22 protein-coding genes and 1 tRNA gene are annotated in these 20941 nt (G+C 72.5%); 12 read left to right on the forward strand and 11 right to left on the reverse strand.

Annotated features, from left to right (window positions below; translation table 11 throughout):
- Positions 1-85 precede the first annotated feature (85 nt).
- Together mshA and ACF08D_RS23450 are read left to right on the forward strand one after the other, a co-directional pair.
- A complete protein-coding gene (gene mshA / locus ACF08D_RS23445) occupies positions 86-1465 on the forward strand; it encodes a D-inositol-3-phosphate glycosyltransferase (RefSeq protein WP_392224864.1) in 1380 nt (459 codons plus the stop codon).
- Complete coding sequence (locus ACF08D_RS23450) at positions 1458-1955, forward strand: YbjN domain-containing protein (protein ID WP_392224866.1); 498 nt, start codon at positions 1458-1460, stop codon at positions 1953-1955. Before mshA ends, ACF08D_RS23450 begins: the two co-directional genes overlap by 8 nt.
- A gap of 61 nt (positions 1956-2016) precedes the next feature.
- Here ACF08D_RS23450 and ACF08D_RS23455 read toward each other — a convergent pair whose 3' ends face one another.
- Positions 2017-3288 carry an MDR family MFS transporter gene (locus tag ACF08D_RS23455; RefSeq protein ID WP_392224867.1) on the reverse strand — a complete coding sequence of 424 codons (1272 nt, stop codon included), beginning with the start codon at positions 3286-3288 and terminating at the stop codon, positions 2017-2019.
- A 118-nt stretch (positions 3289-3406) separates the two neighbouring features.
- Between ACF08D_RS23455 and ACF08D_RS23460 the strand changes: the two genes are divergently transcribed.
- Entirely contained in the window at positions 3407-4165 is a 759-nt protein-coding gene (locus ACF08D_RS23460) for a phosphoglyceromutase (protein WP_392224868.1), read from the forward strand.
- 93 nt (positions 4166-4258) lie between these two features.
- On the opposite strand, the gene ACF08D_RS23465 is transcribed toward ACF08D_RS23460, so the two are convergent.
- Positions 4259-4396, reverse strand: a complete 138-nt coding sequence (locus ACF08D_RS23465) for a hypothetical protein (RefSeq protein WP_392224870.1) — start codon at positions 4394-4396, stop codon at positions 4259-4261.
- Positions 4397-4502: 106 nt separating this feature from the next.
- Positions 4503-5183, reverse strand: a complete 681-nt coding sequence (phoU, locus tag ACF08D_RS23470) for a phosphate signaling complex protein PhoU (RefSeq protein WP_392224871.1) — start codon at positions 5181-5183, stop codon at positions 4503-4505.
- 202 nt (positions 5184-5385) lie between these two features.
- On the opposite strand from phoU, the gene ACF08D_RS23475 reads away from it, so the two are divergent.
- Complete coding sequence (locus ACF08D_RS23475) at positions 5386-6612, forward strand: sensor histidine kinase (RefSeq protein WP_392224873.1); 1227 nt, start codon at positions 5386-5388, stop codon at positions 6610-6612.
- Positions 6609-7289 carry a response regulator transcription factor gene (locus ACF08D_RS23480; protein WP_126884732.1) on the forward strand — a complete coding sequence of 227 codons (681 nt, stop codon included), beginning with the start codon at positions 6609-6611 and terminating at the stop codon, positions 7287-7289. Before ACF08D_RS23475 ends, ACF08D_RS23480 begins: the two co-directional genes overlap by 4 nt.
- An 88-nt stretch (positions 7290-7377) precedes the next feature.
- Here the strand turns inward: ACF08D_RS23480 and ACF08D_RS23485 are convergent, their stop codons facing one another.
- A complete protein-coding gene (locus ACF08D_RS23485) occupies positions 7378-8076 on the reverse strand; it encodes a DUF461 domain-containing protein (protein WP_392224875.1) in 699 nt (232 codons plus the stop codon).
- Positions 8077-8762: 686 nt separating this feature from the next.
- Between ACF08D_RS23485 and ACF08D_RS23490 the strand changes: the two genes are divergently transcribed.
- The 6 genes from ACF08D_RS23490 (at position 8763) to ACF08D_RS23515 (ending at position 15041) form a co-directional block, all read left to right on the forward strand.
- Positions 8763-9245 carry a CarD family transcriptional regulator gene (locus tag ACF08D_RS23490; RefSeq protein ID WP_003953493.1) on the forward strand — a complete coding sequence of 161 codons (483 nt, stop codon included), beginning with the start codon at positions 8763-8765 and terminating at the stop codon, positions 9243-9245.
- A 344-nt stretch (positions 9246-9589) separates the two neighbouring features.
- Entirely contained in the window at positions 9590-10327 is a 738-nt protein-coding gene (gene ispD / locus ACF08D_RS23495; protein WP_392224876.1) for a 2-C-methyl-D-erythritol 4-phosphate cytidylyltransferase, read from the forward strand.
- Complete coding sequence (gene ispF / locus ACF08D_RS23500) at positions 10317-10811, forward strand: 2-C-methyl-D-erythritol 2,4-cyclodiphosphate synthase (protein ID WP_392224878.1); 495 nt, start codon at positions 10317-10319, stop codon at positions 10809-10811. Before ispD ends, ispF begins: the two co-directional genes overlap by 11 nt.
- A gap of 58 nt (positions 10812-10869) precedes the next feature.
- Positions 10870-12264 (forward strand): cysteine--tRNA ligase, encoded by a 1395-nt coding sequence (gene cysS / locus ACF08D_RS23505; RefSeq protein ID WP_392224879.1) that lies wholly within the window; start codon positions 10870-10872, stop codon positions 12262-12264.
- Between the two features lie 79 nt (positions 12265-12343).
- Positions 12344-13294, forward strand: a complete 951-nt coding sequence (rlmB, locus tag ACF08D_RS23510; protein ID WP_392224881.1) for a 23S rRNA (guanosine(2251)-2'-O)-methyltransferase RlmB — start codon at positions 12344-12346, stop codon at positions 13292-13294.
- 94 nt (positions 13295-13388) lie between these two features.
- Entirely contained in the window at positions 13389-15041 is a 1653-nt protein-coding gene (locus tag ACF08D_RS23515) for a DoxX family membrane protein (RefSeq protein ID WP_392224883.1), read from the forward strand.
- A 67-nt stretch (positions 15042-15108) separates the two neighbouring features.
- Here ACF08D_RS23515 and ACF08D_RS23520 read toward each other — a convergent pair whose 3' ends face one another.
- The 3 genes from ACF08D_RS23520 to ACF08D_RS23530 form a co-directional block, all read right to left on the reverse strand.
- Positions 15109-15825, reverse strand: a complete 717-nt coding sequence (locus ACF08D_RS23520) for an NDP-sugar synthase (RefSeq protein WP_392224885.1) — start codon at positions 15823-15825, stop codon at positions 15109-15111.
- 39 nt (positions 15826-15864) lie between these two features.
- Positions 15865-16278 carry a hypothetical protein gene (locus ACF08D_RS23525; RefSeq protein ID WP_392224887.1) on the reverse strand — a complete coding sequence of 138 codons (414 nt, stop codon included), beginning with the start codon at positions 16276-16278 and terminating at the stop codon, positions 15865-15867.
- A 224-nt stretch (positions 16279-16502) separates the two neighbouring features.
- Positions 16503-17600: an ABC transporter ATP-binding protein gene (locus tag ACF08D_RS23530; protein WP_392224889.1), complete on the reverse strand. Its 1098-nt coding sequence runs from the start codon at positions 17598-17600 to the stop codon at positions 16503-16505.
- A 183-nt stretch (positions 17601-17783) separates the two neighbouring features.
- On the opposite strand from ACF08D_RS23530, the gene ACF08D_RS23535 reads away from it, so the two are divergent.
- A tRNA-Thr gene (locus tag ACF08D_RS23535) sits at positions 17784-17857 on the forward strand.
- 71 nt (positions 17858-17928) lie between these two features.
- Here the strand turns inward: ACF08D_RS23535 and ACF08D_RS23540 are convergent.
- Genes ACF08D_RS23540 through ACF08D_RS23555 form a run of 4 tightly spaced genes read right to left on the reverse strand, consistent with a single transcriptional unit; the run spans position 17929 to position 20862 of the window.
- The gene (locus tag ACF08D_RS23540; RefSeq protein ID WP_392224890.1) at positions 17929-19065 is read right to left on the reverse strand and encodes a tyrosine-type recombinase/integrase; all 1137 of its coding nucleotides are present in this window, start codon (positions 19063-19065) and stop codon (positions 17929-17931) included.
- Positions 19065-19268, reverse strand: a complete 204-nt coding sequence (locus ACF08D_RS23545; protein ID WP_392224891.1) for a helix-turn-helix domain-containing protein — start codon at positions 19266-19268, stop codon at positions 19065-19067. The genes ACF08D_RS23540 and ACF08D_RS23545 overlap by 1 nt, the downstream gene beginning before the upstream one ends.
- 2 nt (positions 19269-19270) lie before the next feature.
- A complete protein-coding gene (gene repSA / locus ACF08D_RS23550; protein WP_392224893.1) occupies positions 19271-20674 on the reverse strand; it encodes a replication initiator protein RepSA in 1404 nt (467 codons plus the stop codon).
- Between the two features lie 5 nt (positions 20675-20679).
- Entirely contained in the window at positions 20680-20862 is a 183-nt protein-coding gene (locus ACF08D_RS23555) for a hypothetical protein (protein ID WP_392224894.1), read from the reverse strand.
- Between the last annotated feature and the right edge of the window lie 79 nt (positions 20863-20941).

The following is a 20941-nucleotide window of genomic DNA, read 5'->3' on the forward strand; positions in this document are numbered from 1 at the left end:
CGCACCGCCCAGCACTGCCCCTGGTACAGACCCGCCCCGCACAGCCCCGCCCCGCCATTTGCCCGCACTGCGGAAGGACGCCGACGTGAGCCAGTACGTGTCCCGGTTCGCCGGCACCCTGGCCGGTACGCACCGGACCGCCGGACCGCACCGGAGCGGCGGCGCGCACCGGCTGCGGCTGCCCGGGCGCCCGCGCACGCCGCGGCGGGTCGCCATGCTCAGCGTCCACACCTCCCCGCTGCACCAGCCCGGCACGGGCGACGCGGGCGGCATGAACGTCTACATCGTGGAGCTGGCCAAGCGGCTGGCCGCGATCAACATCGAGGTCGAGATCTTCACCCGGGCCACCGCCGGAGGGCTGCCCCCCGCCGTCGAGCTGGCGCCGGGCGTCCTCGTCCGGCACGTGGACGCCGGACCGTACGAGGGGCTCGCCAAGGAGGAGCTGCCCGCCCAGCTCTGCGCCTTCACCCACGGCGTCATGCGCGCCTGGGCGGGCCACCGGCCCGGCCACTACGACCTGGTCCACTCGCACTACTGGCTCTCCGGGCACGTCGGCTGGCTCGCCGCCGAGCGGTGGGGCGTGCCGCTGGTGCACGCCATGCACACCATGGCCAAGGTGAAGAACGCGGCGCTCGCCCAGGGCGACACCCCCGAACCGGCGGCGCGGGTCATCGGCGAGACCCAGATCGTCCGGGCGGCCGACCGGCTGATCGCCAACACCACGGGCGAGGCGGACGAGCTGGTCCGCTTCTACGAGGCCGAGCCGGCAAAGGTCGCCGTCGTGCACCCCGGGGTGAACCTCGACCACTTCCGGCCCGCCGACGGCCGGGCCGCGGCCCGCGCCCGGCTGGGCCTGCCCGCCGACGCGTTCATCCCCGTCTTCGCCGGGCGCATCCAGCCCCTGAAGGCCCCCGACATCCTGCTGCGGGCCGCCGCCCGGCTGCTGGACGAGGACCCGTCCCTGCGGTCCCGGATGCTGGTCCCCGTCGTCGGCGGGCCCAGCGGCAGCGGCCTCGCCAAGCCCGAGGGCCTGCAGAAGCTGGCGGCGCGCCTCGGCATCGCCGATGTGGTCCGCTTCCACCCGCCGGTGGACCAGGAGCGGCTCGCCGACTGGTTCCGGGCGGCGTCGGTGCTGGTCATGCCCTCGTACAGCGAGTCCTTCGGGCTGGTCGCCATCGAGGCGCAGGCCGCCGGCACCCCGGTCGTCGCCGCGTCCGTGGGCGGCCTGCCGGTGGCGGTCCGGGACGGTGCGACCGGTTTCCTGGTCCAGGGCCACGACCCGGCGGACTACGCCACCGCGCTGCGCCGCTTCGTGGACGACCCGTCGCTGTCCGCCCGGCTGGGCGGGGCCGCCGCGCGGCACGCCGAATCCTTCGGCTGGGACACCGCCGCCTCGGGCACGGCGGACGTCTACACCGCGGCCATGCACGAACACCGCCGTGGCGTACGCTCGCGTCATGGCTGACGCCCGGAAGATCATCGAGTCCGCGCTGACCGACGCCGAGCTGACCTGGGAGTCCCCCGAGCCCGGCTCGTACGTCGTCACCCTTCCCGGTACGCGCAAGCTGTCCACCACGCTGTCCCTGCGCCTGGGCAGGCACTCCCTCTCCCTGAACGCCTTCGTGATCCGGCACCCCGACGAGAACGAGGCGGGCGTCCACCGGTGGCTGCTGGAGCGGAACCTGCGGCTCTATGGGGTGGCGTACGCGATCGACGGCCTCGGGGACATCTACCTGACCGGCAAGCTGCCGCTGTCCGCGATCACCCCCGAGGAGCTGGACCGGGTCCTCGGCTCGGTCCTGGAGGCTGCGGACGGGGCGTTCAACACGCTGCTGGAGCTGGGCTTCGCGTCCGCGATCCGCAAGGAGTACGCGTGGCGGGTCGCGCGCGGCGAGTCCACGCGCAACCTGGACGCGTTCGCCCACCTCACCCGCCCCGGCACCCCGCAGGAGTGACCGGGGGCGTACGGCACCCCCGTGTCCGTACGCCCCCGGAGATCCGGCCGCCGCGCCGGGTTCAGGCGGTGACCCGCTCCGGTGCGGCGGGCGCCCGCACGGCCACCACGCCGCTCTCCGCGTCCTCCGCCGGCAGGTTCCGCATGAGCAGCCAGTAGCCGAGCCCGGTGACCGTGCCCAGCACCGCGCACGCGCCCCACAGCCAGGTGGCCCCGAAGCGGTCGATGACCCAGCCGGACATCAGCGGGGCGACCAGCGCGGCCACCGACCACGACATGGCGTACATGCCCTGGTACCGGCCGCGGCCGTGCACCGGCGAGAGCCGCACCACCAGGCTGGTCTGGGTCGGGGCGTTGACGATCTCGGCGAGCGTCCACACGCACACCGTCAGCGCGTAGACGCCGACCGAGCCGGCGAACGCGGTGAGCCCGAAGCCGTACCCGGCCAGCAGCGACGACAGGATCAGCAGCCGGCGCGGGTCGCGGTGCTCGATGTACCGGGTGACCGGGATCTGGAGCGCCACGATGAGGACGCCGTTCACCGCCAGCGCCGCACCGAAGTCGGCCGCGCCGAACCCGTCCGCGCCCATGGCGACCGGCAGGCCCACGTACCCCTGCTGGAAGATCAGCGAGATCAGGAACGACAGGCCGACCACGCCCATGAACCGCCCGTCGCGCAGCACCGCCCCCAGACCCGCCTCCACGCGCGCGTCCTTCCCGGCGGCGGGCGGGTCCTGCGCCGGGCGGGACTCGGGGAGCTTGACGTAGACGAGGACCGCGCAGACCAGGGTCAGCACGGCCTCCCCGAGGAAACCGGCGAGATAGCTGTACTCGGCGATGAAGCCGGCGCCCGCCGTCGAGACCGCGAAGCCCAGGTTGATCGCCCAATAGTTCAGGGAGAAGGCCCGCACCCGGTCCTCGGGGCGGACGATGTCGGCCATCATCGCCTGCACGGCCGGCCGTGAGGCGCTCGACGCGGCGCCCACCAGGAACGCGACGGCCGCGATCGCCACCGGGTGCTGCATGAAGCCGAGCACGGCGACCGACAGGGCCGTCGCCACCTGCGCGACCAGCATCGTGGGGCGGCGGCCCAGCCGGTCGGTCAGCACCCCGGCGCCCAGCGACGACACGACGCCGCCGAGCCCGTGCAGGGCGGCGACGAGACCGGCGTACGAGGCCGAGTAGCCCCGCTCCAGGGTCAGGTACAGCGCCATGAACGTGGCGACGAAGGCACCGAGCCGGTTGATCAGCGTGCTGGCCCACAGCCACCAGAAGGCGCGCGGCAGACCCGAGACGGTCTCCGTCGCCGCGCGTTTGAGCGTGCTGATGGACATACGGTTCCCCCTGTAAGCGCCCGACCCGGTGACCGGACGTTACAAGCGCGCCGCTGCCCCGAGCCAGTGAATTGACGGGGACCGTCAAGCGTCAGTGGCGTCCATTAATCTCGTACGCATGGCCGACGCACCGTACAAGCTGATCCTCCTCCGCCACGGCGAGAGCGAATGGAACGCGAAGAACCTGTTCACCGGCTGGGTGGACGTCAACCTCACCGAGAAGGGCGAGAAGGAGGCAGTCCGCGGCGGTGAGCTGCTGAAGGACGCCGGTCTGCTCCCCGACGTGCTGCACACCTCCCTCCAGAAGCGCGCCATCCGCACCGCGCAGCTCGCGCTGGAGGCCGCCGACCGGCACTGGATCCCCGTCCACCGCTCCTGGCGCCTCAACGAGCGGCACTACGGCGCGCTCCAGGGCAAGGACAAGGCGCAGACGCTCGCCGAGTTCGGCGAGGAGCAGTTCATGCTGTGGCGCCGCTCCTACGACACCCCGCCGCCGGTCCTCGCCGACGACAACGAGTACTCCCAGGCGAACGACGCGCGCTACGCCACGATCCCGCCGGAGCTGCGCCCGCGCACCGAGTGCCTCAAGGACGTCGTCGTCCGCATGCTGCCGTACTGGTACGACGGCATCGTCCCCGACCTGCTGGCCGGCCGCACGGTGCTCGTCGCCGCCCACGGCAACAGCCTGCGCGCGCTGGTCAAGCACCTCGACGGCATCTCCGACGCCGACATCGCGGGCCTGAACATCCCCACCGGCATCCCGCTGGTCTACGAGCTGGACGCCGACTTCACCCCGCTCACCAAGGGCGGGAAGTACCTGGACCCCGAGGCGGCCAAGGCGGCCATCGAGGCGGTCAAGAACCAGGGCAAGAAGTAGGCCCCGGCCCCCGCACGCGTGCACGGCGAAGGCCCCCCACCACCGGAGAACCGGCGGGTGGGGGGCCTTCGCCGTCCCGCCCGGCGGGGCGGGTCAGCCGCACTGGCAGGGCGCGCCCGACTGGCAGCCGCAGCCGCAGCCCGAGCCGCAGCCGCAGGCGCCCAGCAGGGGCAGGCGGCGCACTTCGACGGGTACTTCCTGCTCGGGCTCGGTCATGGGCGTCTCGGCCATGGATCCTCCTCGAAGGCGTCCGTTCCCAGGCGTACGTCGCCTGCTCCCCATTGCACGCCCGCCCGGCAGGGCGCATCAACGGCGCACGGAGGCCGGCCCGCGCGGTTCAGGCGCCCTCGACCGGGGCCTCCGCCTGCTGGAGCTCGTCGGCGTGCTCGCCCGTCACCAGGTACACCACCCGCTTGGCGACCGACACCGCGTGGTCGGCGAACCGCTCGTAGTAGCGGCCCAGCAGCGTCACGTCGACCGCCGTCTCGATGCCGTGCTTCCAGCGGTCGTCCATCAGGTGCTGGAACAGCGTGCGGTGCAGCCGGTCCATCTCGTCGTCGTCGTGCTCCAGCTGCAGCGCCAGGTCGACGTCCTTGGTGATGATCACCTCCGCCGCCTTCGCCATCAGGCGCTGCGCCAGCTGGCCCATCTCCAGGATCGTGGCGTGCAGGTCCCTGGGCACCGCCGCGTCCGGGAAGCGCAGCCGCGCCAGCTTGGCGACGTGCTGGGCCAGGTCGCCGGAGCGCTCCAGGTCCGCGCTCATCCGCAGCGAGGTCACCACGATCCGCAGGTCCGTGGCGACGGGCTGCTGCCGCGCCAGCAGGGCGATGGCCCGGGCCTCCAGGTCGTGCTGGAGGTCGTCGACCTTCTGGTCGGCGGCGATCACGGCCTCCGCCAGCTTCAGGTCGGCGTCGAGCATCGCCGTGGTGGCGCGCCCGATGGCCGACCCGACCAGCCGGGCCATCTCGACCAGGCCCTCGCCTATCGAGTCCAGTTCCTCGTGGTACGCGTCCCGCATCGATGTCCCTCTCTCACTACGTCGTACAGGGGTCCGGGGTGGGGCTCGGGCCCCCACAGTGCCACCGTCCGAGGGCAAAAAGGCCGGGGCCTCCCTCTCAAGTGAACCGTCACTTGCCCCTCGGTGAACTCTGGGCGACGAGTGTTCGAGCACGGCCCCCGACGGCTGGGAGAGTGCCCGCGGCCCCGCATAACCTGGAGTCATGGACGTGAACGCGGCGGTCGCCGCATTGGCCGCGATCGCCGGGGCGTGCACCGGCGTGATCGCCATGCTGGCGTTCCGCTGGAGCGAGCGCGACCAGGCACGACCCACCCGCAGCTCCCTCCACACGGACGCGGTGCTGCCGCCCGGTGTGGACACGGTCCTCTCCGTGCTGCGGTCCTCCGCCGTCGTCCTCGACGAGAGCGACTCGGTCGTCAAGGCCAGCTCCGCGGCGTACGCGCTCGGGCTCGTCCGCGGCGGGAAGCTCGCCGTGGAGCCGATGCTCCACATGGCCCGCGACACCCGCCGCGACGGCGAGATACGGCAGGTGGAACTGGACCTGCCGCGGCGCGGCACCGGGCGCGGCGAGGCGCTCGCCGTCTCCGCCCGCGTCGCCCCCCTGGGCTCCCGCCTGGTCCTGCTGCTGGTCGAGGACCTCACCGAGGCCCGCCGCATCGAAGCCGTACGCCGCGACTTCGTCGCCAACGTCAGCCATGAGCTGAAGACCCCCGTCGGCGCCCTCTCCCTGCTGTCCGAGGCCGTCATGGACGCCTCCGACGACCCCGAGGCCGTCACGCGCTTCGCCGGGCGCATGCAGATCGAGGCGACCCGGCTCACCAACCTGGTGCAGGAGCTGATCGACCTCTCCCGGGTCCAGAACGACGACCCGCTGGAGGACGCCGAGCCCGTACGCGTCGACGAACTCGTCGCCGAGGCCGTCGACCGCTCCCGGCACACCGCCACCACCAAGCAGATCACCATGGCCTCCGGCGGCACCGCCGACCTGCACGTCTGGGGCCACCGCGGCCAGCTCGCCGCTGCCCTCGGCAACCTCGTCGAGAACGCCGTCAACTACTCGCCCGCCCACACCCGGGTCGGCATCGCCGCGCGCCGTGTCACCGCGCCCGGCGGCGACCTCATCGAGATCGCCGTCACCGACCAGGGCATCGGCATCCCCGACAAGGACAAGGAGCGCATCTTCGAGCGCTTCTACCGCGTCGACCCCGCCCGCTCCCGTGCCACCGGCGGCACGGGACTGGGCCTCGCCATCGTCAAGCACGTGGCCGCCTCGCACGGCGGGGAGGTCACGGTGTGGAGCACCGAGGGTCAGGGCTCCACCTTCACCCTCCGCCTCCCCGAGGCCGGCGCCGGAAGGGACCGCTCCACGCGGTCCGACCACGACCACACCCACCACGAACCGCTCACCGCCCCGGAGGTCCTTCCGTGACCCGAGTGCTTGTCGTCGAGGATGAGGAATCCTTCAGCGACGCCCTGTCCTACATGCTCCGCAAGGAGGGCTTCGAGGTCGCCGTGGCGACCACCGGGCCCGAGGGGCTCGACGAGTTCGAGCGCAACGGCGCCGACCTCGTCCTCCTCGACCTCATGCTCCCCGGCCTGCCCGGCACCGAGGTCTGCCGCCAGCTCCGCGGCCGGTCCAACGTCCCGGTCATCATGGTGACCGCCAAGGACAGCGAGATCGACAAGGTCGTCGGACTGGAGATAGGAGCCGACGACTACGTCACCAAGCCCTTCTCCTCCCGCGAGCTGGTCGCCCGCATCCGCGCGGTGCTGCGGCGCCGCGGCGAGCCCGAGGAGGTCACCCCGGCGGCCCTGGAGGCCGGGCCCGTCCGGATGGACGTGGACCGCCATGTCGTCACGGTCGCGGGCGGCAAGGTCGACCTGCCGCTGAAGGAGTTCGACCTGCTGGAGATGCTGCTGCGCAACGCGGGCCGGGTGCTCACCCGGATGCAGCTCATCGACCGGGTGTGGGGCGCGGACTACGTCGGCGACACCAAGACCCTCGACGTCCATGTGAAGCGGCTGCGCGCCAAGATCGAGCCCGACCCGGGCGCGCCGCGCTACCTGGTCACCGTCCGGGGCCTGGGCTACAAGTTCGAGCCGTAGGCCGGTCCGCGGCGGTACGTACGCGAGGGGCGCCCCACCGGTCCGGTGGGGCGCCCCTCGCGTACGTACGTGTCCGGCGGCGGACGGGTCAGTGCTCCGTGCCGTGCGAGGCCGAGGCGGAGTCGGACGGGGCCGGGCCCTCCGCGCCGCCGTCGTTGTCCTCGGCCGGGGCGTCCGGCGCGGCCGGCGAGCCGGACGGGCTGCCGGTGGGCCGGCCGGACGGCGGGGCGGGCGGGACGGACGTGGGGGCCTGGTCGGCCGGCTGCTGCGGCACCTGGCTCGGGCCGAAGCCGGCGAAGTAGTTCGTCGCCGGGACCACGAAGGCCTCCAGCCGGACGTCGCCGGTCTCGCTGAGCTTGAAGACGACCTCCTGCGCGTTGCCGTCCTTGGCGGCCTCGCGGCCCTTCTCGATCACGGCGGAGGCGTTGCCCTTGCCGCCGAGGAGGACCGAGCCGCCCGCGGGGACGGTGATCGGGCCAGAGCCGCTCGCGGCGGTGAGCTTCACCGGGGCGTCGGAGCCGGGCAGCTCGACGGCCTCCAGCGTCTCCGCCTTGGCGCCGTTGTTGAAGAGCATCGCCGACACGACGGCGGGGCCCTCGGCGTCGAGCTTCGGCTGCGTGATCACCAGGGCGTTCTGGATCTTGACGGTGCCGACCGAGGTGGCGGCGTTGTCCGGCTTGATCTCGAGGGACTGCGCGTTGTTGCCCGCGCCGCAGGCGGAGAGCGAGGCGATCGAGAACGCGAGGGCGGTGGCGGCGAGGGCACCGCGTCGAAGGCTGCGGCTCACGGCGGCGGCAACTCCTAGGACGTACGGACGGACGGGACGGGCACGGTCTTTGCGGGTGCCGGTCGGGCGGGCCCGGGCGGGGCCGCCGATCATCCGGCGCGCTCAGGTTACCGACCCCTCCGCCCCGCCCCGCACCCGACCCGCCCCACGCGCGCGTGCCGCTCGGCGGTGCCCCCGCCGGGCCGGCCCGCACCGGTGGTTCGCCGCCCGTTCACAAAACCGCTCTTGATCAATTCCCGGGCGGTCGCGCATTCGCCGGGAAAAGGTGTCGCCGATCACGCGCGTGGCGACACCACGGACCGTCCGCCGGGCAACTCGGGACGCAACTCGCGGCGCATCTCGCCGGGCATCTCGGCGCCCGGCCTCCCCGCTTTTTCGACAAAGGCCCGCGAGGGCGTCCGTACGGGTGAGCGGCGGCCGAACGGAGTACGGGAAGTTCACCTCCGGGAACCCGGCAAACCGGGATGATCCACCCCTTCGGACCCTCCGTCGAGGGGTGCGACGAGCCCGTTTCCCAGCGCCCGCGCAGCCGCTCCGACCTGCGAATACCTCGTTCCGCAAGCCCTCCGCAGCACGTTCCGGTTGCCGTTGTCAAGCCCCGAGATATGCCCTGACCTGCGAAAACGCCATTCAGAAGAAGCCGAATCCGTGTTACCCTGGATAGCCACGGAAGGGGTACCTGTCACATGACGTTCAAGGTTGGCGACACCGTGGTCTATCCCCATCACGGGGCCGCGCTGATCGAGGCCATCGAAACTCGCCAGATCAAAGGCGTGGACAAGACCTACTTGGTGCTCAAGGTCGCCCAGGGCGACCTGACGGTTCGTGTGCCGGCGGACAACGCGGAGTTCGTGGGCGTACGCGACGTGGTCGGTCAGGACGGGCTGGACCGGGTCTTCGAGGTGCTGCGCGCGCCGTACGCCGAGGAGCCGACGAACTGGTCGCGTCGTTACAAGGCGAATCTGGAGAAGCTCGCCTCCGGCGACGTCATCAAGGTCGCCGAAGTGGTGCGCGACCTGTGGCGCCGCGAGCGCGAGCGCGGACTGTCGGCCGGCGAGAAGCGCATGCTCGCCAAGGCGCGGCAGATCCTGGTGAGCGAGCTGGCCCTCGCGGAGAACACCAACGAGGACAAGGCCGAGGCCCTGCTGGACGAGGTCCTCGCGTCCTGACGTCCGGTCATGTGACCGGCGCGCCGGAATGAAGCGATGCCGCGGTGCCCGCCGACCCTGCTGTGATCCACAGCTCTGTCGCCGGGCGCTGCGGCATGTCCGGCTCCGCAGCTCCGCACCCCACGCGGCATCCCGCCGCGCGGCGGCCGGCGCGTCGCTCGACCGAGGTCACGGAAGGGTCCCGGTCCAGGCGTCACGCCCGCCCGCCGATGCCATACCCATGTCGGCCGAGCCGACAAACCTGCCGCCGACAAACCCGCTGTCGGCACACCGCCCCCGACCGGCCCGCCGCCGACCGACCCGTCGGCCGGCCCGCCGTCGACCGACCTGCCGGAGTGCCACCGATGTCTGACGCAGCACCCCCCGCCCGCACCGCCGCGGTGATCCCCGCGGCCGGCCGGGGCGTACGGCTCGGCCCGGGAGCCCCCAAGGCGCTCCGCGCCCTGAGCGGGACCCCCATGCTCATCCACGCGGTCCGCGCCATGGCGGCCTCCCGCGCGGTCTCCCTGGTCGTCGTGGTCGCGCCGCCCGACGGCGCGTCCGAGGTGAAGAACCTCCTCGACGCGCACGCCCTGCCCGAGCGCACCGACTACCGGGTCGTGCCCGGCGGCGAGACCCGCCAGGAGTCCGTCCGCCTCGGCCTGGAGGCGCTGCCCGAGGACGTCGCCACCGTCCTCGTCCACGACGCGGCCCGCCCGCTGGTGCCGGTCGACACCGTGGACGCGGTCGTCGAGGCCGTCCGCGACGGAGCCGTCGCCGTCGTCCCCGCCGTACCGCTCGCCGACACCGTCAAGCAGGTCGAGCCCCGCGAGAAGGGCGAGGCCGAGCCGGTCCTCGGCACCCCGGACCGCGCCTCGCTGCGCGCGGTGCAGACCCCGCAGGGCTTCGCCCGTGAGACGCTGCTGCGCGCCCACGCCACCGTCACCGAGGACGTCACCGACGACGCGAGCATGGTGGAGCGGCTCGGCGAGCCGGTCGTGGTCGTCCCCGGCCACGAGGAAGCGTTCAAGGTGACCCGTCCGCTCGACCTCGTCCTCGCCGAGGCGGTCCTCGCCCGGAGGAGGGCCAACGATGGCTTCTGAGCTGCCCAGCATCGGCATCGGCACCGACGTCCACGCCTTCGAGGAGGGCCGCGAGCTGTGGTGCGCGGGCCTGCTGTGGGACGGTCCGGACAGCGGCGGGTACGGGCTCGCCGGGCACTCCGACGGTGACGTGGCCGCCCACGCCGCCTGCGACGCGCTGTTCTCCGCCGCCGGCGTCGGCGACCTCGGCGCCCACTTCGGCACCTCGCGCCCCGAGTGGTCCGGCGCCTCCGGGGTCACCCTGCTCGCCGAGGCGGCCCGTATCGTCCGCGCCGAGGGCTTCGAGATCGGCAACATCGCCGTCCAGGTCATCGGCGTACGCCCGAAGATCGGCAAGCGGCGCGACGAGGCGCAGAAGGCGCTGAGCGCGGCGGCCGGCGCCCCGGTGTCGGTGTCCGGCACCACCACGGACGGCCTCGGGCTGACCGGCCGGGCCGAGGGGCTGGCCGCGATCGCCACGGCGCTGCTCGTCCGCCGGGGCTGAGACGGCGGTCGTGCCGTACGGGCACCGGGCACTGGCGGAGGCCCACTACCCTGGAGTGGTGACTATTCGTCTGTACGACACCAGCGCCCGGCAGATCCGTGACTTCACCCCGATCACGCCGGGCTGTGTCTCGATCTACCTGTGCGGTGCCACCGTGCAGGCCGCCCCGCACATCGGTCACATCCGCTCGGGGCTCAACTTCGACATCATGCGCCGCTGGTTCGCGTACCGCGGCTACGACGTGACGTTCGTGCGCAATGTCACGGACATCGACGACAAGATCATCAAGAAGTCCGCCGAGCAGGGCCGCCCCTGGTGGGCGATCGGGTACGAGAACGAGCGCGCCTTCAACAGCGGGTACGAGGCGCTGGGCTGCCTGGCGCCCACCTACGAGCCGCGCGCCACCGGGCACGTCCCGGAGATGATCGAGATGATGCGGGGCCTGATCGAGCGCGGCCACGCCTACGAGGCCGACGGCAGCGTCTACTTCGACGTGCGGTCCTTCCCCGGCTACCTGGCGCTGTCCAACCAGGACATCGAGGACCTGCGCCAGCCCGACGAGGGTGTCGCGGGCAAGCGCGACCCGCGCGACTTCGCCATGTGGAAGGCCTCCAGGCCGGGCGAGCCCGACTGGGAGACCCCGTGGGGCCGCGGCCGGCCCGGCTGGCACCTGGAGTGCTCGGCGATGGCCCACAAGTACCTGGGCAGCGCCTTCGACATCCACGGCGGCGGCCTCGACCTGGTCTTCCCGCACCACGAGAACGAGATCGCCCAGGCCAGGGCGTACGGGGACGAGTTCGCCCGCTACTGGGTGCACAACGCCTGGGTCACCATGAGCGGCGAGAAGATGTCCAAGTCGCTGGGCAACTCGGTGCTGGTCTCCGAGATGGTCAGGCAGTGGCGGCCGATCGTGCTGCGCTACTACCTGGGCACCCCGCACTACCGGTCGATGATCGAGTACAGCCCGGAGGCGCTGCGCGAGGCCGAGTCGGCGTTCGCCCGTATCGAGGGCTTCGTGCAGCGGGTGGTGGAGAAGGCCGGGCCGGTCGAGCCGGCCGCCGAGGTGCCGCTCGCGTTCGCCGAGGCGATGGACGACGACATGGGCGTGCCGCAGGCGCTGGCGATCGTCCACACCGCCGTCCGGCAGGGCAACAGCGCGCTGGCCGCCGACGACAAGGAGGCCGCCGTCGCGCGCGTGGCCGAGGTCCGCGCCATGCTCGGGGTCCTCGGGCTGGACCCGCTCGACCCGCACTGGGCCGGCGAGGCCGACCGGGGCGAGGACCTCCACGGCGTCGTGGACACCCTCGTCCGTATGGTCCTGGACCAGCGGGAGGCCGCCCGCGCCCGCAAGGACTGGAGCACCGCGGACGCCATCCGCGACCAGCTCGGCCAGTCCGGGCTGGCCATCGAGGACGGCCCCGACGGGCCGCGCTGGACGCTCGGCGCCCGCTGAGCCGCCCGCCGGCCCACTTCCGCTGGCACACTTCATAGACACACATATGTACGACACGCATCGACAGAGCAGGTAAGTCATGGCCGGGAACAGCCAGCGCAGGAACCGCCGCACGTCCAACAAGAAGGGCGCGACGGTGGGCAGCGGTGGCCAGCGGCGCCGGGGCCTGGAGGGCAAGGGCCCCACGCCGCCCGCGTCCGCGCGCAAGGGCCATGTGAAGAACCGCGTCGCCAACGCCAAGGCCAAGCAGGCCCAGCGCCGCCAGATCGCCCGCCGCGGCGGCAAGGGCTCCTCCGAGATGGTCGTCGGCCGCAACCCGGTCTTCGAGGCGCTGCGCGACGGCGTCCCGGCCACCACGCTGTACGTCCAGCAGTTCATCGACAACGACGAGCGGGTCCGCGACGCGCTCAAGCTCGCGGCCGACCGCGGCGGCATCCACCTCATGGAGGCCCCGCGCGCCGAGCTCGACCGGATGACGAACGGCCTCAACCACCAGGGCCTCGTCCTCCAGGTCCCGCCGTACGAGTACGCCCACCCGGAGGACCTCGCCGCCGCCGCCTTCGACGACGGCGAGGACCCGCTGATCGTGGCGCTCGACGGGGTGACCGACCCGCGGAACCTGGGCGCCGTCGTGCGGTCCGTCTCCGCCTTCGGCGGCCACGGCGTGGTCGTGCCGGAGCGGCGCGCGGCCGGGATGACCGCCGGTGCGTGGAAGACCGCCGCGGGCACCGCCGCCCGCACCCCGGTCGCCCGGGCCACCAACCTGACCCGCGCCCTGGAGGCGTACCAGAAGGCCGGCATCACCGTCGTCGGCCTCGCCGCGGACGGCGACACCGAGGTGCACGAGCTGGACGCGCTCGGCGGCCCGGTGGTCGTCGTCGTCGGCAGCGAGGGCAAGGGCCTGTCCCGCCTGGTCGGCGAGACCTGCGACTTCCTCGTCCGCATCCCCATGCCGGGCGGCGCCGAGTCGCTCAACGCCGGTGTCGCGGCCGGTGTCGTGCTGTACGAGGCGGCCCGCCGCCGCGCCTGATCACGCGTCACCCCGGGACCCGTCATGATCTTGACGGGTCTCGGACATTTCCCGGCCGTCAAGGCAGTGTCCTAAACCCACGTCACTCGGTTAGATGAGTGTGGACACCAGAACGCCCCGGCCCGGATTCGACGATCAGCCTGCGCTGAGCATGGTCAAGGTGGATTGCGATCCCGCGCAGGTCATCGTGAACCACGCCAGTTTCCGTGTGCAGCTCGCCCCGGTGAAGCGGCCCCGCCCGGCCGACCCCGCCCGCGTGCCCGCGATGAGCGGCGCCGGCGCGGGGGCCGCCCGGCGGCGCGCCCCCGTCGTGTGGAGCGGGAAGTCCTCGCCCGGCGACCCCGGCGCGACCGGGCTCCTCCAGGCCGTGCGGGAGTCGACCGCCGTCGGCACGCTCGACGCCGGCGCCACCCAGGTCATCCCGCGCCTCGACGACACCATGCCCACCCCCGTCGTCGGCACCCAGCGCGGCCCCGACGCGCCGCCGCTGCTGCCCCCCATGCGCCGCGCGGTCGGCGCCTACGACGAGCAGCCCGACGAGTTCCACCCCGACGACCGCCGTCCCGGCGGGTACGGCCCCGGGGACGGCCACCCCGACGACCCCGCGCCCCGCGACGACCGCGCCGACGCGCGCGGCGCCTCCGGGGCGTACACCGGCCCGGCCCACCGGCACGCGTACTACCCCGGCCGCCGGATGAACCTGGGCGTGGTGCTGCTGCCGCTGCGGGTGTTCCTCGGCTTCATCTCGATCTACGCCGGCATGGGCAAGCTGTGCGACCCCGTCTACTTCGACGGCGGCGAGCGCGGCTCCATGGTCACCTGGCTGAACTCCCTCCACCCCTGGGCGCTCGCCGAGCCGCTGCGCGACTTCGCCCTCGCCCACCCCGTGGGCGCCGGCCTCACCGTGGCCTTCGCCCAGGTCGTCGTGGGCGTCCTCACCGTGCTGGGGCTCTGGCAGCGGGTCGCCGCGGTCTTCGGCGCCCTGCTGTCGGCCGCGCTGATCCTCACCGTGAGCTGGAAGACGGTCCCCGTCTACGACGCGCCCGACATCATCTACCTCGCCGCCTGGTCGCCGCTGATCATCGCCGGCGCGCCGGTGTACTCCGTCGACGGGCGCCTCGCGGGCGAGGCGTGGCGCACCCTCGGGCCCCGCTCGGCGCTGGCCGACCTGCGCCGCCGGGTCCTGCGGCGCGGCGCCCTGGTCGCCGCCGTGGTGATCGGGCTGACGCTGCTCATCGGCTCGGTGCTCGGCGGCGCCGTACGGTCCACGGAGATGGTCACCGTCCCCGGGCCCAACGACGACCCGACCAACCACCTGCCCGGCCGGCCGCTGCCCGAGGAGCCCGGCGAGCGCTCCCCGGCGGCCCGTGAGTCCTCCCGCCGCCCCGAGCCCTCGGCGTCGGCCTCCGCCGGCCCCACGGCCGAGGAGGAGGCGTCCTCGCCGGCCGCGACGGACAGCGAGGAGGAGCGCGTGGAGGAGGAGCAGCCGACCGCCTCCCAGGGCACCGGCCAGGAGGCCCCGGAGCAGTCCGAGCCCCTGCCCCCGCCGACCTCCAGCGCCGGCCCCACCTCCACGGGCGGTGGTGACGGCGGTGACGGCGGCGGCAGCGGTGGCGGCGGAGGCGGCGACGACAGCGGCTCCGGAGGCTCCGGTTCGGGCGGCTCCGGCGGCGGCGGTTCCAGCGGCTCCGGCGGCGGCTCGTCCACCGGCGGCAACCGCAACCCGATCGGCGGTCTGCTCGGCTGACGTACGACGGAGAGGGGCGGTCACCGTGTCCACGGTGACCGCCCCTCTTCTCTGCGCCGGCGTTCTCCTACGACGCCCGGGCGCCCAGCTCCTTCGCCGCCTCCTGGAGGTCCTTGGCGGTGTCGATGGCCCTCCAGTACGCGCCCTGCGGCAGCGGGAAGCCCGCCAGCCGCCGCTCACGGGCCAGCCGGGGGAAGGTGGTGCGCTCGTGGTCCCCGACGTCCGGCAGAAGGTCCGTGAAGGCCGGGGAGAAGACGTACACGCCCGCGTTGATGAGGTAGGGCGACGGCGGCGACTCGATGAAGTCGGTGATGTGCCCGAAGGCGTCCGTCTCGACGGCCCCCCAGGGGATACGGGGACGGGCCAGGGCGAGTGTCGCGGTGGCGTCGCGCTCGGCGTGGAACGCGGCCATCTCGCGCAGCGAGAAACGGGTCCAGATGTCACCGTTCGTGGCGTACCACGGCTCGCCGGGGTGCGGCAGACGTGCCGCGGCGTACTTGAGGCCGCCGCCGCGGCCCAGGGGCTCGGTCTCCACGACGGTGGTGACCCGCAGGGGCAGTTGGGCCGTCGCCAGCCACTGCTGGAGCACCTCGGCGAGGTGTCCGCAGGAGACGACGGCGTCGGTCACGCCCTCGGCGGCCAGCCAGGAAAGCTGATGGCCGATGATCGGGGTCCCGGTTCCCGGGATCTCGACCATCGGCTTGGGGCGGTCGTCGGTGTAGGGGCGCAGTCGGGAACCCTGGCCGCCCGCCAGGACCACGGCCTGCGTCGGAGAGGTGTGCATACCGCGCACGATAGGCGCACCCCGGTGCCGGTGATGCGCTCAGCTCTCGTGGGCGACGCCGGCGGCGTAGGACGTGTCGCACACGGGGCGGGAGAACGTCTGGGCGCGGACGGGGCCGTAGTGCTGGACGGCGGCCTTGCCGAGCGCGCGGGCGATCGACATGCAGTGCTTGGCGAGGGAGGGGCGCTCCTCGACGGTGCGCTGGAGGTGGGTCAGGGCGACACCCGGGTCCTTCTCCTGAAGTTCCGCCAGGAGCTTGTCGCGGAGAATATCCTGGGGGGCACGGGGCTTCGCCCGTACCGAGACGTTCTCCGAGGACGCGGTGAGCATCTGGGTCTGCGAGCCACCGCCCGCCCACGGGACACTGGTGACCGCGAGAGTTCCGGAGAGCACCAGGACGACGGGCAGGACGAGGGCGAGGGAGCGGCCGATTCGGCGTGCGGTGTGGGTCACGGACGTGAGCGTAGCGGCCAGTGATGATTTGGAGACATTTAGTCACCCCCACGAGGGATGGTTCGATGCTCCTTTTCGAATTGGGTGTTGACGAACGAAGTCCGAATTGACCGGTGTGCCGGGGTATTTGTCGACATCCTGGTGCTCTCCGCCCGCCCTCCGGTCCCGCCGCGCACGACGGCCCCGCACCGAAGTGCGGGGCCGTGTACGAGTTTCCGCGGGCGTCAGCCGGTGAGGCGCTCACCCGTGGACGTCGAGAACACATGGATCTCGTCCGGGCGCGGCACGACGTGCAGCACGGAGCCCTTCTCCGGGATGGACCGGCCGCCGACGCGGACCACCAGGTCCTTGTCCTCGCCGCCGACCCGGGTCGAGCCGTAGACGTACCCGTCGGCGCCCAGCTCCTCGACGACGTTGACCGACACGGCCAGGCCCTGGTCGCTCTCGGAGCCCGCCACGTCGAAGTGCTCCGGGCGGACGCCCACCGTCACGGTGGTGTCGCCCTTGCCGGACGCGGCGGACAGCGCCTCGCGGGACACCGGCACCACGCTGTTGCCGAACTTCACGCCGCCGTCGGTGATCGGGACCTCGACCAGGTTCATGGCGGGGGAGCCGATGAAGCCGGCGACGAACAGGTTGGCCGGGCGGTCGTACATGTTGCGCGGGGTGTCGACCTGCTGGAGCAGCCCGTCCTTGAGCACCGCCACCCGGTCGCCCATGGTGAGCGCCTCGACCTGGTCGTGCGTGACGTACACGGTGGTGATGCCGAGCCGGCGCTGGAGGCTCGCGATCTGCGTACGGGTCGATACGCGGAGCTTGGCGTCGAGGTTCGACAGCGGCTCGTCCATCAGGAACACCTGCGGCTCGCGCACGATGGCGCGGCCCATCGCCACCCGCTGGCGCTGACCGCCGGAGAGCGCCTTGGGCTTGCGGTCCAGGTACTCGGAGAGGTCGAGGATCTTCGCGGCCTCCTCGACCTTCTTGCGGATCTCCGCCTTGTTGACGCCGGCGATCTTGAGCGCGAAGCCCATGTTGTCGGCGACGGTCATGTGCGGGTACAGCGCGTAGTTCTGGAACACCATGGCGATGTCCCGGTCCTTCGGCGGCAGGTGCGTGACGTCGCGGTCCCCGATCCGGATGGCGCCGCCGTTGACGTCCTCCAGACCGGCGAGCATGCGCAGGGAGGTCGACTTGCCGCAGCCGGAGGGCCCGACGAGGACGAGGAACTCGCCGTCGGCGATCTCGATCTCGAGCTGGTCGACGGCGGGCTTGGTGCCACCCGGGTAGATCCGGGTCGCCTTGTCGAACGTGACAGAAGCCATGGTGATGCGTTCCCTTCACCGGCAGGAACGTGCCGGACGATCCGAGTAAAGGAATGGAGGTGGTCTGGTCCACGCGGTGGACCTGGGGTGACGCTACCTCCCGCCGGGGCTCCTGTCAGCAGTCGCCGGGCGGTGAGATTTCCGACCGGAGGCGCCGGGTGTCCGGTTACACTCGTGCGCAGTGCCTCCTTAGCTCAGCTGGCCAGAGCACCGCTCTTGTAAAGCGGGGGTCGTCGGTTCGAACCCGACAGGGGGCTCAAGACGAAGGGCCAGCGCAGGGGTGTGTTTCCCCGGCTCTGGCCCTTTCGCATGATCACGGCCGTGCCACCTACGTGCCAGAAGGCCCGCCCTGACGGGCTTGGCGGATCATCTCGCCGAGCTTCCCAGCGATGTGCCGATCACGGTCGCTCGTCATGTGCTGATAGATCAGCGCGGCCCGCGTCGTGCTGTGCCCCATCCGCGTCATCAGCTCGCGCGTACTGGCCCCGGCGCTGGAAGCCAGGGTGTTCCCCGTGTGCCGAAGGTCGTGGAAGTGCACGTCCCCGGAGACGCCGGCCTTCGCACGGGCGGCGGTCCAGTCGTCCCGGAAGTTGCTCCGCCGAAGCAGGCCGCCGCGGGGGCCCCGGAAGAGGTGGCCGTCCTGCCCGGCCCCGGCGAAGTGCTCCAGGTGGTGAGCCAGCTCAGGGACGAGTTCGGCCGGGAAGGCGACCGGCCGGACCCCGGCGGCGGACTTCGGCGCCTTATCGGCCAGGCTGCCGTTCTGTAGCTCGGACTGGGCACGGCGGACCAAGACCACGCAGCGGGCCAGGTCGAGGTCCCGGCGACGCAGAGAGGCCAGCTCACCGAACCGGAGCGTGGTGAAGGCGGCGAGGAGCACGAGCACCCGGTAGTGCGGCCGGATGGCGTCGGCCACCGCGTACACCTCGGGCACGGTGAGGACCGGACGCTCCGGCACGTCGTAGCGGTCGGCCCCCTTGATGCGGCACGGGTTGCGACGGATCAGCTCGTCGTCCACCGCCGTGTTCAGGATCGCCCGGAGCAGCTGGTACGCCTTGACCACGGTCGGCTCACCCACGCCGTCCTCCAGCAGCTTGGTACGCCAGGCCCGGACGCGGGGCGTGGTGATCGCGGCCACGGTCCCGGCACCGAACGTCGGCTTGATGTGCAGCCGGATCACGCTCTCGTTCCGCTCCCGGGTGCGGTCCTCCAGCTTGCGGTGCTTCAGCCAGTCGTCCGCGTACGGCCCGAAGGCGACCTTTCCGGCGTCGGGCGCCTGATAGGTGCCCCGGATGATCTCCGCCTCGATGGTGGTCAGCCAGACACCGGCGTCCGTCTTCGTGTCGAAGGTGTGTGGCGCGGACTGCGTCTCACCCGACAACGGATCGCGGTAGCGCGCCTGCCAGCGGCCCGAGGAGAGCTGGCGCACACTGCCGAAACGGCGCCGGCGGCCGGTGCGGTTCGCCATCAGGCCACCACCCGGAAACGACGCTCGACGGGCCGGACGGTGTGCTTCTCGATGAACGCCTCGACGGCGGGCTCCGGGATGCGGACGTGGCGGCCGACCTTCACGAAGGTGATGCGCCGTTCCTCGATCAATCGCCTGGGGAACCGTACCGAGGTACCGAGGAGTTCGGCGACCTGGTCGACGGTGAGCAGACGTACGGACATGGTCACCACTCCTCTTCGGTGGACGCTTCGAGCTGGGCGCGGACTTCGCGGGCGTGTTCGCGGTTGTGCTGGATGTCGCGTTGGATGTTGGCGGCGAGCCAGGATTCGCCGGGGGTGGAGCCGTGTCCGGCGTAGGCCCAGTGGGCGACGACGAGGACGGTGGCTTCCGGGTGTTCGTCGGGGTCGGGCAGGCCGAGTGCGGCGTGTTGCTGGGCGGCGCGGTAGTCGGCGCGGACCTGGCGTAAGGCGCCGAGGGTGGTGGAGTAGCGGCGGGATTTGGTGGAGAAGTGGCCGCGGAAGCCGAGCATGTGGGCCCAGGCCCGCAGGCGCCGGTCCGGGTAGGCCGCATCGAGGTCCATGCAGGCTTCCATGAGCCGCCGGGGGTGGTCCGGGATGCCGAGGAGGATGAGGGCTTCCTTGTTGCCGACCGGGTGGTCGACGGTGCCGGTGGTCTCGGCGGCTTTGGTGGCGTACTTGGCGACGTAGGCGGCGACCGCCTGTTCCGTCAGTTCCTCGCCCTGGCCGAAGGCTCCGATGGGCTGGACGTCGAGCTGGTCGCCCCACCGCAGCACCAGTTCTTGGTCGACGCCGTGCTCTGGGGCGGCGGGAACGCTGACCTCAACGCGGGCGGCGGCGGACCGGATGGCGTCGGTGAGCAGGTCGAGGGTGGCCCAAGCCGGGGGCGGGGTGTCGGGTCCATCGGGGCCGTCGAAGCGGATGACAGCGTGGAAGTGCACAGCGCCGCGCTTCTGGTACTCGGCGACCTTGCCGAACGAGACCCGGGACTGCTCGCGGGCGGCTTTCTGAGTGAGGCCGGCGCGGCGGGCGACTTCCCGGCGGAGGTAGATCGTGAAGTAGCGCCACAGTTCGGAGGCGTGGTTGTTCCACAGCACCGCGCCTGCGTAGTCGTAGGTGTCCGGGTCGAGCGGGGTGCCGAGTTGGGGTGCGTCTTCGGGGTGTCGGGTGCCGCAGCGGCAGGGCCGGTTGCCGGGGCGGTTGTGGACGGGTCCGAAGGAGGGGGCGGTGAGAGTGGCGAAGACGCGGGGGTGGTCGCGGATCGTGTCGGGGGTGCCTTTGTCGGGTGCACCGACGAGTCCGGCGCGGATCAGGTGGTAGGTGTCCCCGGCGTAGGTCCAGGCGCAGGCGGGGCAGCGGGAGGCGCGGCGGTTGCCGCAGGCGACGCGTAGGACGCCGCCGGGTTCGTTGTCGGTGGTGTAGGCGTGGAGGACGGTCTTGGTGGCGGGGTCGATGAGCTTGGTGCCGCCGGACAGGCGGATGGGTGCGGCGCATCCTCCGGTGCGGCGGATCTGTTCGGTGAGGCGGTCGAAGCCGGGTGACCCGGCCACCCGGAGCAGATCGCTCAGGGTGGCCGGGTCCAGGCCCGCCGCGGTGGCGGTGTCGGTCAAGGCGGTCACTTCCCGGCGCGGGCGAGGGCGGCGGGGACGGTGCGGGTGCCGGTGCCCTTGCAGGCCGGGCAGGTGGCGGGAAGGGTGCGGCGCTGCCCGTCCGGCGCGGTGGTGCCGGTGGTGATGTGGACGACGGGGAAGCCGTCGCAGTGGGAGCAGACGCGCGGGGTCGGGTGCTGGGGCATCATGGGTTGTCCCTTTCGGGTCCGGTGGATCTGGGAAGGGTTCAGGCGCCCGGGGCGGCGGAAGTTTGGCGACCGAGGCCGC

It is taken from the genome of Streptomyces sp. NPDC015131 (assembly GCF_043079975.1).
Taxonomy (GTDB): Bacteria; Actinomycetota; Actinomycetes; order Streptomycetales; family Streptomycetaceae; genus Streptomyces.